Raw genomic sequence first — 11,876 nt, 5'->3', positions numbered from 1 at the left:
CCAATTCGGCGCCAAACGCTGAACGATGATAAACGATTCGTTAGCAATGACACCTAAATATGTGCTCGTCGGGAAAGCGGCGCCGATGACGACGACTCGGACCCAGATGATCGTCGACGTCATTCACTGACACGACACGACTGATTTATGAGAAAGAGTGGACGCAGCTGCCCTGGGTCAGCCACGTTGCGGGGTCGGCCGGTTACGCGTCAACCGAGCCGCGGCGGTTGCGGTCCCCGGCCCCACCGGGTGCCACCCGACCGCCCGGGCCAGACCCTGCGGAGGCATCCCGCTCGAGATGGTCTCGTGCTCGCCGATCACATAGGTCTCGTGCCAGATCCCGACCGAGTCGGTGTCGGCGAGCTCCCGATTGAACCACCGCCACATGGACAGATGCGGGGCGTCGGGGTCGGATGCGAATCGTCGGAGATCGTCGGCGTTGCGCCAGTACGACAGCACCATCGGCGAACCACCCAGATAGAGGCGCGCGTCGAGCATGCCCGCATCCGGTCGCCGCCGGAGGTGGATCAGCATCCGGGACATCGACGTCAGCACCGACAGCCAGGCGCGCACCCGCCAGGGTCGCGTCACCCGCATCCCGATCAGGAACACCGTCGTGCCCGGGGGCGGGGTGCTGTTGGTCATGCGGGCGGCTCGACGAGCGGGCATGTGGCCTCCTGGCCGTTTTGTAACGTCGTTATGAAACGATGTTATGAAACAATCGCAGACATGGCAAGACCCCGATCCCACACCGAGGACGTCCGTGTCCGGCTCCTCGACGAGGCGGTTCGCATGGTGGCCGCCGACGGCATCGGCGCGCTGTCGGTACGGGAGGTCGCGCGTGCCGCCGACACCTCCACCACCGCCGTCTACTCGCTGTTCGGCAACAAGGAGGGCCTGTCCCGCGCGATCCTGGTGCGGGCCTTCGATTCGTTCGCGCGGGCCCAGCGCTCCGCGAGCGTCGCCGCAACCGACCCGACGACGCTCGCCGGCCTGGGGGTCGCCTACGTCGGGTGGGCGCTCGAGAATCCGCGCCTCTACGAGCTGATGTTCGGGGACGCGCTCACCGGGGTCGAGCGCACCGAGGAGACCCGGTCGGCCGCGACCCGTGCGATCACGCCGTTGCGCGAGGGAGTCGAGCGAGCCATCTCGTCGGGCGCACTCCGCGCCGCGGACACCGACACCGTTGTCGCATCGTTGTGGGCACAGGTGCACGGGATGGCCACATTGCTGCTGTCGGGGAACTTCCCCGAGCGAGCCGACCCGGTGGCCGCGGCGACCGCCGTCATCGACGGGTGGCGTACTCCGCCTGCCTGACCGCGACGGGCAGAACCGCGCACCGGAGGTACGTCTCGCCTGCTTCCGAGACACACCACTAGGGTGTCGGTATGGCAGGGCGCAGCATGGATTTCGACCCCATCGCCGAAGCACGGGAGAACTGGACCCAGGCGGGGTGGGGCGAGGTGGCCGACGGCATGGTCGCGGTGACGTCGGTGATGCGCGCCCATCAGATCCTGCTCGCCCGTGTCGAGGCCGCCCTGCGTCCGTTCGATCTCAGCTTCTCCCGCTTCGAACTGCTCCGCCTGCTGGCGTTCTCGCGTCAGGGGTCCCTGCCGATCACCAAGGCCAGTGACCGGCTCCAGGTCCACGTGACCAGCGTGACCCACGCGATCCGTCGCCTCGAGGAGGGCGGGCTCGTCCGCCGCGTCCCGCACCCCACCGATGGACGTACCACGCTCGTCGAGATCACCGACCTCGGCCGCAAGACGGTGGGCGACGCCACGGACACCCTCAACCGCGAGGTGTTCGGCAACGTCGGCATGTCCGACGACGAGATGACCGGCCTCGTCGGCGCCATCCAGTCACTTCGCAAGCACAACGGGGACTTCTGACGTTTCATCCCCGATCGGGTTGCGGTTGATCCCGGAAAGCGGGACACAACGCAATCCGATCAGCTCGCGAGTCGCGACAGGGCATCAGTGACCGCGCTGACGAACTGTTCAGGACGCTCGATGAGGTCCGCCCAGGTGAAGTTCAGAACGGTCCAGCCGGCAGCGACAAGCGCGTTGCGTTTCGTGCGGTCTCGCTGAAACGTCTCGACGTCCCGATGGAATCCGAACCCGTCGATCTCGACCGCGAGCCTCGCTGCCGTGAAGGCAAAATCGATGACGTAGCCACACATCGCGAGGTTGGCCGTCCAGCCGTCGACACCCGCCTCGCGGAACAGCCCCACCACGACCCGCTCAGCTTCCGACCGCGCACCATCGTCGACGAGCTCGAGGTAGTGCGCCACCGCGGGCGCGCCGTGTCGCTTCGGATACCGCGCATGCGCGTCGCCGAGGTCGGCCCGCTTCACCGCGCCCGACAACAGCGCCGCATCGATCGGATGAAGACCCAGCCACCACGCCGCGGCCACACCACCGAGAACAGCCTCACGACCCACCGAAAGCACCGCAATCCGTGCCTGTGCCCGCGCCGATCGGTGGTGTCCCGCAACCAGGTACACGCCGCGAGCCACCGCGACCCACGCACCGGAATCCAGCCTGCGGCCGATCGCCGACCGGCTCACACCCTCCGCGGTCGCCTCGTGCGTGGAGACGACGCCGTCATGGGTACTGATCAACACATCGAGTTCGTTCACCCGACTTGGACGCACGGGCGCCCGCTACGGTTGCACCCTGCCGTACTGCTCGCTGCTGTCAGAAATCCCGTTGCGTTCCGTCCCGGAAACCGGGAACCAACGCAACGGGATCTCGTGAGGTCGGCGAACGACTTAGTGCAGCGAGGTGATGATCGCGCTGAAGTCCAGGTCCGCGTGCTGTTCGGCGAAGCCGCGGTAGAGCTGTGCGGCGTGGGTGCCCAGCGGCGCACGGGCGCCGGTGCTGGCGACGGCGTCCATCGCGAGACCGAGGTCCTTGTTCATCAGGGCGGTCGCGAAACCCGGCTTGAAGTCGTTGTTCGCCGGCGAGGTCGGGACCGGCCCGGGGACGGGGCAGTTGGTCTCGACGGCCCAGCAGTTGCCGGTGGCACCGGTGATCACGTCGTAGAGCGCCTGGTCGTCGAGGCCCAGCTTCTGGGCGAGTACGAAGGCCTCCCCCACCGCGATCTGCTGGACGGCGAGAACCATGTTGTTGCACACTTTGGCGGCCTGGCCGGCACCCGCGGCACCGCAGTGGATGATCTTGCCCGCCATCGGATCCAGGGTGGTACGCGCTGCGGCGAAGGCCTCGTCCTCACCGCCGACCATGAACGCCAGGGTGCCGGCGACGGCACCCTTCACCCCACCCGAGACCGGGGCGTCTATCTGTGCGAAGCCATGCTCGGTGGCGCGCTGGTGGATGTCCCGCGCGTCGTCGACCGAGATCGTCGACGAGTCGATGAACAGGGCTCCGGTCGGTGTCGCCGGCAGGATCTCGTCGTACAGCTTCTTCACGATGCCGCCGTTGGGCAGCATCGTCACCACGACCTCGGCGGCGGACACGGCCTCGATGGCGGCCGGGAAGGTCTCGATGCCGTTGTCCTGCGCGGTCTTCACCGCCTCGGGCACCGGATCGAAACCGCGAACGGTGTGACCGGCTTTCACCAGATTGGCGGCCATCGGGCCACCCATGTTGCCGAGGCCGAGGAAGGCGATCGTCGTCATTGTCTCTGCTTCCTACGAAAGTGGTTGTCTAAAGCGAAATGTCAGCTGTCCCGGTAGCGGGTCGCGATCGAACGGCCGAGCACGACTCGCATGATCTCGTTGGTCCCCTCCAGAATGCGGTGCACACGGAGGTCGCGGACGATTTTCTCGATTCCGTATTCGGTGAGATACCCGTATCCGCCGTGCAGCTGTAGCGCCTGGTCGGCGACCTCGTAGCAGGTGTCGGTGACGAAACGCTTCGCCATCGCGCACTGCTCGACCTTGTCGGGCGCGCCGTCGTCGAGCGCCGTCGCCGCCTGCCACAACATGAGCCGGGACGCCTGCAGCGAGGTGGCCATGTCGGCGAGGGTGAACCGGATCGTCGGCTCGTCGATGAGCGCGTTGCCGAACGCGCGGCGACTCGCGACATAGGCCGCCGCCTTGTCGAAGGCGGCTTGCGCCCCACCGAGCGACGACGCCGCGATGTTGATGCGGCCGCCGTTCAGACCGTTCATCGCGATGCCGAACCCGATGCCCTCGGTGCCCCCGAGGAGGTTGCCCGCGGGCACCCGCACCTCGTCGAGGATGACCTGGGCGGTGGGCTGCGCATGCCAGCCCATCTTGTGCTCCTGGGCACCGAAACTCAGTCCGGGCGAATCCTTCTCGACCAAGAACGTGGAGATGCCCTTGGGTCCGGCGTCACCGGTGCGCGCCATGATGACGTAGAGGTCCGACGACCCGGCCCCGGAGATGAACTGTTTGACCCCGGTGAGCACGTACTCGTCGCCGGACCGCTCGGCACGCGTGGCGAGCGCCGCCGCGTCGGAGCCGGCACCCGGCTCGGTCAGGCAGTAACTCGCCACCGTCTCCATCGTCGCCAGGCGCGGCACCCACGTCGAACGCTGTTCGTCGGTGCCGTACTCGTCGACCATCCACGTGCACATGTTGTGGATGGACAGGAACGACGCGACGGCCGGGTCCGCGTACGCCAGTTGCTCGAAGATGCGCACCCCGTCGAGGCGCCGCAGGCCACTGCCGCCGGCGTCCTCCGAACAGTAGATGGCGCCCATCCCGAGTTCCGACGCCTCACGCAACTCGTCGACCGGGAAGTGGTTCGTGGCATCCCATTCGAGCGCGAACGGCGCCAGTTTCTTGGCCGCGAAACCCGCCGCGGTCTCGACGATGACACGTTCGTCACCGTCGAGCCGGGCGAGTGCGGCGTCGGCGAAAGTGGTCAACGCCGATCAGTCCATCGTCGGGATGACGAACTCGGCGCCGTCCTTGATGCCCGACGGCCAGCGCGTCGTGACCGTCTTGGTCTTGGTGTAGAACTGGATCGACGCCGGGCCGTGCTGGTTGAGGTCGCCGAAGCCCGAGCGCTTCCATCCGCCGAAGGTGTAGTACGCCACCGGAACCGGGATCGGTACGTTCACGCCGACCATGCCGACGTCGACCCGAGCCGTGAAGTCGCGGGCGGCGTCGCCGTCCTGGGTGAAGATCGCGACGCCGTTGCCGTACTGGTGATCCGACGCCAGGGCGAGCGCCTCCTCGTAGTCGCCGGCGCGCACGATCGACAGGACCGGTCCGAAGATCTCCTCGGTGTAGATGGTCATGTCCTTGGTGACGTGGTCGAACAGGGTCGGGCCGATGAAGAAGCCCTTCGAGATGTCCTCGTCGCCGAAGGTCTGCTCGTTGTTCGCGCGCTCCCGTCCGTCGATGACGACCTCGGCACCCTCCTCGGCACCCTTGTCGATGAACCCGCGGACCCGCTCGAGAGCGGCGGCGGTGACCAGGGGCCCGTAGTCGGCCTTGGGATCCAGGCTGTGACCCACGCGCAGCGCGTTCACCCGGTCGATCAGCTTGGCGCGCAACCGGTCTGCGGTCTGCTCGCCGACCGGGACCGCGACGCTGATCGCCATGCAGCGCTCACCGGCGCTGCCGTAGCCCGCACCGATCAGCGCATCGACGACCTGGTCGAGGTTGGCGTCGGGCATGATGATCGCGTGGTTCTTGGCGCCACCGAAGCACTGTGAGCGCTTGCCGTGGGCGGCTGCGGTCGAGTAGATGTACTGCGCGATGTCGGAGCTGCCGACGAAGCCGAGAGCCTTGACGTCCGGGTGGGTCAGCAGCGCGTCGACCGCTTCCTTGTCGCCGTGGACGACCTGGAACACCCCGTCGGGCAGGCCGGCCTCGGTGAACAGCTCGGCAAGACGCACCGGCACGGACGGATCGCGCTCGCTGGGCTTGAGGATGAAGGCGTTGCCGCACGCGAGCGCGGGTCCGGCCTTCCACAGCGGGATCATCGCCGGGAAGTTGAACGGGGTGATGCCCGCGACGACACCGAGCGGCTGACGGATGGAGTGCACGTCGATGCCGCCGCCGGCACCCGCGGTGAACTCACCCTTGATGAGGTGCGGGATGCCGATCGCGAACTCGATCACCTCGACGCCGCGCTGGATGTCGCCGAGCGCGTCGGCGTGGGTCTTGCCGTGCTCCAGCGACAGTGTGGTCGCGAGCTCGTCGGCGTTCTTGTTGACCAGGTCGACGAACCGCATCAGGACGCGGGCGCGACGCTGCGGGTTCCAGGCGGCCCACTCCTTCTGCGCGGCCGATGCGGTCGCGATCGCGGCGGAGACCTCGTCGGTCGATGCCAGCGGAACCTGGGACTGCACGGCGCCGGTGCTCGGATTGAAGACGTCGGCGAAGCGGCCGCCCTCGGCGGTGACGCGCTTGCCGTTCAGGTAGTGCGGGATCGAGGGGACAGCAGGAGCGGACACGGAGATCACCTTCGACTTCGTTGGGGGGTATGGCCGGTGTCACCACATAGTAGGACATCCAAGTATTTCTTCCAACCCCCCTCAACTGGGATTTCGCCCCGGCGGACGGGTTAGGCTACCCTCGCTTAGCGAAAACGCCGACGTCGAGAGGAGTTCACATGTCGGTCGTCATCCTCTACGGAACCGAAACCGGGAACGGTGAGCTCGTCGCCGACGCCATCGCCGACACGCTGGCCGCCGACCACGATCCGTCGATCTACGACATGAGCGAGTACGCGGTCGAGGATCTCGACCCCGAGGACTTCCTCGTCATCGTGTGCTCGACCTACGGCGAAGGCGAGCTGCCGACCGGTGCCGAGCCCTTCGCCGACGAACTAGAGAGCGTGAACCCCGACCTCACCGGTCTCCGCTTCGCGGTCTTCGGTCTCGGGGACTCGATCTACGACACGTTCAACCGCGGCGGCGAGATCGTCGCCGAGATGCTCACCAAGCGCGGCGCGGTCCAGGTCGGCGAGCACGCCCGCCACGACAACTCCTCGCCCGTCAAGCCGGCGAAACAGGCCGCCGAGTGGGCCGAGGGCATCTCCCAGGAGATCTGAGCACGCCTGACGTCGACGCGGCCGGTCAACCCGCCGGTCGCGACGTCGCGCCCGCCGCCGGGCCCGCCTCCGCTGCGGCGTCGGTTGCGGCGTCGGCTGCGGCGGACTCCTCCGCCGCCACGGCCTGCTCGTATCCGCGCACGGCCGACAGCTTCGCGAGTTCGCACACGGCGCGCACCATGATCGCGAGCACGATGCCCAGGAACAGCGCGGTCGGCACCGACACCTTCAGGTTCTCACCGAGCAGCAGCACACCGAGCACCATCGCGACGGCCGGCTCGGCGACGGTCATCGACGGAAACGACGTCTGCAGATCACCGGCGCCGAACCCCATCTGCTGGGCGAGGATCGCACAGACCACCACCAGCACGAAGAGATAGATCTCGGGGTGGACGAAGGTACGCCAGAAGTGGTGTGTGACCTGGTAGATCACCGTCTTGACCAGCAACGCCGACACGCCGAACAGGATGCCGGCGACGAGCCCGTAGAACAGCGCCTTGTAGTGCGGACTCGAGCGGTGGGCGAAGATCACCAGCGCGACCACGACGCCGATGACCGCTCCCACTGTGCCCCACAGCAGGAGAGCATCCGGGCGTCGCATCGACGGCTCGGGACGCGCCACGATCAGGAACGTCACCACGCACGCGACGAGAACCCCGCCCCACGCCCACTCGACACGAGCCGGATGTCGGTGATCGGCCCACGCCTCCAGCGGAAGTGCGAACAGCACGGCGAGCACGACGAGCGGTTGCACGAGCAGGATGGAGCCGAGACCGAGTGCCGAGGCCTGCAAACCGAAGCCGCACAGCGCGATCGCCGCACCGGCCCACCATCCCGGGGTGATCGCACCGTTGACCCGGGAGGCGCGCTGACGCAACACGGTACCGGCGGCGATCATCAACGCGGCCAGCACCGCGAGGAGCGCGGGTACCCAGGTGTGCACGATCCCCAGGGTAACGGCGGCGAGCCGCGGTCGCGGTCCCGGCCGGGGTCGTCCCGGGCGACATCGACGGTGTCGTAACACCTACTGCCTGCCCGGACAACGTAGATTCGAACCCATGCGTTATCGGTCAGATCTGGAACGACTGGCCACCCTCGACGCCGCCGCGATCGAGGTGGCCTGCACCGACTGCACCTCGGTGGGTGAGCTCATCGACTGTGCCGTGGACGAGTACCTGGAGTTCGACGTCGCCGCCGACGAGGCCGAGGCCCGCGGTCACGACGAGCACGCGGCCTACCTCCGCCAGGAGGCCGCAGCCTGGCGCGCGACCGTGCGGGTCCTGCGGATGATCGGCGCCGAGTCGGGCTCCGGATCCCACGCCCGGGGCCGCGGCCGGCACGGCGCCGCATGAGCCGGACCCGCACGCTGGTCCTGATGCGGCACGGCAAGTCGGGTTATCCGCCCGCGACGCCCGACCACGACCGTCCGCTGGCCGAGCGCGGCGATCGGCAGGCCGCTCTCGCCGGGCGGTGGATGGCCGATGAGGGCCTGCGGATCGACGCGGTGCTGTGCTCGACGTCGACGCGGACGCGTCAGACGCTCGCCCGAACCGGCATCGATGCGCCCGTGACCTTCGTCGAGGACATCTACGGCGGCGCGCCCGAGGAGATCCTGGAGGCCATCCGCGTCCACGCGCCCGCCGACGCGCGGACGATCCTCGTCGTCGGCCACGAGCCCGGGATGCCGTCGACCGCACTGACGCTCGATCCGCACGGGTACATCGAACGCTTCCCCACCTCGGCTTATGCGGTCGTCGGCATCTCCCACGAGTGGGACCGGATCGGGATGGCCCCGGACCCCGAAGCCCACCTCGTCGGCGTGCGGATCCCACGCGAGGAGTGACCGGTGGCGCACACTGGGATCATGCGTGAGATCCAGCGAACCATCATCGACGCCCTCGCCGTGAAGCCCTCGATCGATCCCGGCGAGGAGGTGGAGCGGCGGGTCGGATTCCTCGTCGACTACCTCCGCGCCACGGGCGCCAAGGGTTACGTACTCGGCATCTCCGGCGGCGTCGACTCCAGCCTGGCCGGGAAGCTCGCCCAGCTCGCCGCCGAACGCATCCGGTCCGACGGTGGTGACGCGACCTTCATGGGCGTGCGGCTGCCCTACCGGGTGCAGCACGACGAGGACGACGCGGCCGCGGCCCTCGAGTTCATCGGCGCCGACGAGGTCGTGACCGTCAACGTGGCACCCGGCGTGGATGCCCTCGACGACGAGATCGAACAGGCCACCGGCACCCGGCTCACCGACTTCACCAAGGGCAACGCCAAGGCGCGGCACCGCATGGTCGCGCAGTACGCCCTCGCCGGTGACCGCGGGTTGCTGGTGATCGGGTCCGACCATGCGTCCGAGAACGTCACCGGCTTCTTCACCAAACACGGCGACGGTGCGGCCGACGTGCTGCCGCTCTCCGGCCTGAACAAGCGTCAGGGGCGTGCCCTCCTGCGCCACCTGGATGCGCCGCAGCAGCTGTGGGAGAAGGTCCCGACCGCCGACCTGCTGGACGAGAAGGCCGGACAGACCGACGAGGACGAACTCGGCCTGCGCTACGACGACATCGACGACTACCTCGAGGGGCGCGAGATCCCCGAGGACGCCGCGGCGAAGATCGAGGCCGCCTGGCACCGCAACCGGCACAAGCGCACCACCCCCGTCGAGGTCGACGACACGTGGTGGCGGCCCTAGCGCTGCACCCGGCCGGCGCGTTGGGCGGACCCACACGACGGGCTGTCCGCGATTAGGGTGTCGGAGTGTCTGTCTACGCAAACGGATTCGCCCGCGTCGCCGGAGCCGTACCCGTCCTGACGCTCGCCGAACCCGCGGTCAACGCCGCGCGCACCGTCGAACTGGCGACGCAGGCCGCTGACGACGGCGCCTGCCTGGTCGTCTTCCCCGAACTCGGGCTGTGCGGGTACAGCGTCGACGACCTCTTCCACCAGGACGCCCTCCTCGACGGTTGCCGCGCCGCACTCGACGACATCGTGGCCGCCAGCGCCGGTCTGAAGCCGGTTCTCTGCGTCGGACTGCCGATGCGCGTGGGTGACGGCCTGTACAACTGCGCCGCCGTGATCCACGACGGCGCGGTCCTGGGGGTGGTCCCGAAGTCGTACCTGCCGAACTACCGAGAGTTCTACGAGCAGCGCTTCTTCGCCGCGGCGCGCGACGCGGTCCCCACGACCGTGCGGATCGGCGACGACGAGGTCCCGTTCGGTGCCGATCTCGTGTTCGAGGCCCGCGATCTGCCGGGTTTCGCACTCTTCGTCGAGATCTGCGAAGACGGCTGGGTGGCGATACCGCCGAGTACATGGGCAGCTCTCGGCGGCGCGACCGTGCTGGCCAACCTGTCGGGCAGCCCGGTCACCATCGGCAAGGAGAGCTACCGCACCAACCTGTGCACCGGGCACTCCGCGCGGACCATCTCGGCCCACGTGTACGTGGCTGCCGGTTACGGCGAGTCGACCACCGACCTCGCCTGGGACGGCGATGCCCTCATCACCGAGAACGGTTCGCTCCTCGCCCGCAGTGAACAGTTCGCGACGATCGACCAGATCATCACCGCCGACATCGATCTCGACCGCCTGCGGCAGGAACGTATGCGGATGATCAGCCTCCGGGACCAGGTCGGCGATCACTCCGACCGGTTGAAGTCGCTGCGTCGCATCGGTTTCGACTTCGGAGACCTGTCCGACGACGATGTCGTCCGGCGGGTGGTCCCCCGATTCCCTTATGTCCCGGCAGATTCCGCCGACCGCGACGAACGCTGCGCGGAGGTCCGCTCCATCCAGGTCCAGGGCCTGGCCCAGCGACTGCGCTCGACGGGTCTGGAGAAGATCGTCATCGGGGTGTCCGGCGGCCTGGACTCGACGCTCGCGCTCCTCGTCGCGGTCGACACCTTCGACCGACTCGGGTTGCCGCGCACCAACATCCTCGGTTACACGATGCCCGGCTTCGCAACCGGCGGCCCGACGCTGCGGCGCGCCCACGCGCTGATGAACTCGCTCGGGGTGAGCGGCGCGGAGATCGACATCCGGCCGTCCTGCGAGCAGATGCTCGCCGACCTCGACCATCCGTACGCGCGCGGCGAGAAGGTCTACGACGTCACCTTCGAAAACGTGCAGGCCGGTGAGCGGACCTCACACCTGTTCCGGCTCGCGAACGCCAACGGCGCCATCGTGCTCGGGACCGGCGATCTCTCCGAACTCGCACTCGGATGGTGCACCTACGGCGTCGGCGACCAGATGTCGCACTACAACGTGAACGGGTCGGTGCCGAAAACGCTGATCCAGCACCTGATCCGGTGGATGATCACCAGCGGACACCACACCGCCGAGACCACCGAGACGCTCGTCGAGATCCTCGACGACGTCATCTCCCCTGAACTCGTCCCCGCCGGCGACGACGGCCGGATCCAGAGCACCGAGGACACGGTCGGCCCCTACGAGCTGCACGACTTCTTCCTCTATCACCTGACGCGCTTCGGCTACCGCCCGAGCAAGATCGCCTATCTCGCGCGCCAGGCGTGGGGTGACCGCAGCCGTGGCCCGTGGTCGGATCTGCTGACCGAGGACAAGCGCAACGAGTACGACACCGCGACCATCGAGCACTGGCTCGCGGTGTTCCTGAAGCGGTTCATGGGCAACCAGTTCAAGCGCTCGGCGATGCCCAACGGCCCCAAGATCGGGTCGGGCGGGTCGCTGTCCCCGCGCGGTGACTGGCGTTCACCCTCGGATGCGTCGGCGCGGGTCTGGCTCGACCAGCTGGCCGGGGGCTAGTGCGAGACCTCCGCTCCCTGAGGAGGCCGGAGCTTGCGGAGGCCGTCACGAAGGGTCCTGGCGAGATGCGTGACAGACCCTTCGTGACGCGCCCTCCGCAAG

General features: G+C 68.1%; 13 protein-coding genes. 7 read left to right on the top strand and 6 right to left on the bottom strand.

All coding sequences use genetic code 11. The features are described 5' to 3' along the window. Window positions 1-177: 177 nt before the first annotated feature. Complete coding sequence (locus tag ACFVHY_RS22245; RefSeq protein WP_390275497.1) at window positions 178-669, bottom strand: DUF4188 domain-containing protein; 492 nt, start codon at window positions 667-669, stop codon at window positions 178-180. Window positions 670-720: 51 nt separating this feature from the next. Between ACFVHY_RS22245 and ACFVHY_RS22240 the strand changes: the two genes are divergently transcribed. Together ACFVHY_RS22240 and ACFVHY_RS22235 are read left to right on the top strand one after the other, a co-directional pair. After that, window positions 721-1,317 carry a TetR/AcrR family transcriptional regulator gene (locus tag ACFVHY_RS22240; RefSeq protein ID WP_390275546.1) on the top strand — a complete coding sequence of 199 codons (597 nt, stop codon included), beginning with the start codon at window positions 721-723 and terminating at the stop codon, window positions 1,315-1,317. Between the two features lie 71 nt (window positions 1,318-1,388). Beyond that, entirely contained in the window at window positions 1,389-1,892 is a 504-nt protein-coding gene (locus tag ACFVHY_RS22235) for a MarR family winged helix-turn-helix transcriptional regulator (protein WP_390275496.1), read from the top strand. Between the two features lie 59 nt (window positions 1,893-1,951). On the opposite strand, the gene ACFVHY_RS22230 is transcribed toward ACFVHY_RS22235, so the two are convergent. The 4 genes from ACFVHY_RS22230 to ACFVHY_RS22215 all read right to left on the bottom strand — a co-directional run bounded on the left by ACFVHY_RS22230 (window position 1,952) and on the right by ACFVHY_RS22215 (window position 6,399). After that, window positions 1,952-2,641: a DUF559 domain-containing protein gene (locus tag ACFVHY_RS22230; RefSeq protein ID WP_390275544.1), complete on the bottom strand. Its 690-nt coding sequence runs from the start codon at window positions 2,639-2,641 to the stop codon at window positions 1,952-1,954. A 132-nt stretch (window positions 2,642-2,773) separates the two neighbouring features. Continuing rightward, complete coding sequence (mmsB, locus tag ACFVHY_RS22225; protein WP_390275494.1) at window positions 2,774-3,643, bottom strand: 3-hydroxyisobutyrate dehydrogenase; 870 nt, start codon at window positions 3,641-3,643, stop codon at window positions 2,774-2,776. A gap of 41 nt (window positions 3,644-3,684) precedes the next feature. Further along, a complete protein-coding gene (locus tag ACFVHY_RS22220) occupies window positions 3,685-4,860 on the bottom strand; it encodes an acyl-CoA dehydrogenase family protein (RefSeq protein WP_388027935.1) in 1,176 nt (391 codons plus the stop codon). 6 nt (window positions 4,861-4,866) lie between these two features. Next, window positions 4,867-6,399, bottom strand: a complete 1,533-nt coding sequence (locus ACFVHY_RS22215; protein WP_078113656.1) for a CoA-acylating methylmalonate-semialdehyde dehydrogenase — start codon at window positions 6,397-6,399, stop codon at window positions 4,867-4,869. A gap of 158 nt (window positions 6,400-6,557) precedes the next feature. On the opposite strand from ACFVHY_RS22215, the gene ACFVHY_RS22210 reads away from it, so the two are divergent. After that, on the top strand, window positions 6,558-6,998 hold the full coding sequence (locus ACFVHY_RS22210) for a flavodoxin domain-containing protein (RefSeq protein WP_390275492.1): 441 nt from the start codon (window positions 6,558-6,560) through the stop codon (window positions 6,996-6,998). 25 nt (window positions 6,999-7,023) lie between these two features. Here ACFVHY_RS22210 and ACFVHY_RS22205 read toward each other — a convergent pair whose 3' ends face one another. Beyond that, window positions 7,024-7,941, bottom strand: a complete 918-nt coding sequence (locus tag ACFVHY_RS22205; protein ID WP_390275491.1) for a DMT family transporter — start codon at window positions 7,939-7,941, stop codon at window positions 7,024-7,026. Between the two features lie 115 nt (window positions 7,942-8,056). Here ACFVHY_RS22205 and ACFVHY_RS22200 point away from each other — a divergent pair, with 115 nt between their 5' ends. From ACFVHY_RS22200 to ACFVHY_RS22185, 4 genes are all read left to right on the top strand, one after another. Continuing rightward, window positions 8,057-8,350: a hypothetical protein gene (locus ACFVHY_RS22200; protein WP_390275489.1), complete on the top strand. Its 294-nt coding sequence runs from the start codon at window positions 8,057-8,059 to the stop codon at window positions 8,348-8,350. Continuing rightward, window positions 8,347-8,841 (top strand): histidine phosphatase family protein, encoded by a 495-nt coding sequence (locus ACFVHY_RS22195; protein WP_068970978.1) that lies wholly within the window; start codon window positions 8,347-8,349, stop codon window positions 8,839-8,841. The genes ACFVHY_RS22200 and ACFVHY_RS22195 overlap by 4 nt, the downstream gene beginning before the upstream one ends. 21 nt (window positions 8,842-8,862) lie before the next feature. Continuing rightward, window positions 8,863-9,687 (top strand): ammonia-dependent NAD(+) synthetase, encoded by an 825-nt coding sequence (gene nadE, locus ACFVHY_RS22190; protein ID WP_390275487.1) that lies wholly within the window; start codon window positions 8,863-8,865, stop codon window positions 9,685-9,687. Window positions 9,688-9,752: 65 nt separating this feature from the next. After that, entirely contained in the window at window positions 9,753-11,774 is a 2,022-nt protein-coding gene (locus tag ACFVHY_RS22185) for an NAD(+) synthase (RefSeq protein ID WP_390275486.1), read from the top strand. The last annotated feature ends 102 nt before the right edge of the window (window positions 11,775-11,876 follow it).

This window comes from Gordonia sp. NPDC127522 (assembly GCF_042672305.1).
Lineage (GTDB): Bacteria > Actinomycetota > Actinomycetes > Mycobacteriales > Mycobacteriaceae > Gordonia > Gordonia hongkongensis.
The sequence above is the reverse complement of the archived record's forward strand: the minus strand, read 5'-3'. Positions and strand labels throughout refer to the sequence as shown.

Bases quoted from the DNA above. Each gene is read 5' to 3' on its own strand.
- ACFVHY_RS22210 (WP_390275492.1), top strand. From the start codon at position 6,558: ATGTCGGTCGTCATCCTCTACGGAACCGAAACCGGGAACGGTGAGCTC.
- ACFVHY_RS22195 (WP_068970978.1), top strand. From the start codon at position 8,347: ATGAGCCGGACCCGCACGCTGGTCCTGATGCGGCACGGCAAGTCGGGT.
- ACFVHY_RS22235 (WP_390275496.1), top strand. From the start codon at position 1,389: ATGGCAGGGCGCAGCATGGATTTCGACCCCATCGCCGAAGCACGGGAG.
- ACFVHY_RS22245 (WP_390275497.1), bottom strand. From the start codon at position 669: ATGCCCGCTCGTCGAGCCGCCCGCATGACCAACAGCACCCCGCCCCCG.
- nadE (WP_390275487.1), top strand. From the start codon at position 8,863: ATGCGTGAGATCCAGCGAACCATCATCGACGCCCTCGCCGTGAAGCCC.
- ACFVHY_RS22200 (WP_390275489.1), top strand. From the start codon at position 8,057: ATGCGTTATCGGTCAGATCTGGAACGACTGGCCACCCTCGACGCCGCC.
- mmsB (WP_390275494.1), bottom strand. From the start codon at position 3,643: ATGACGACGATCGCCTTCCTCGGCCTCGGCAACATGGGTGGCCCGATG.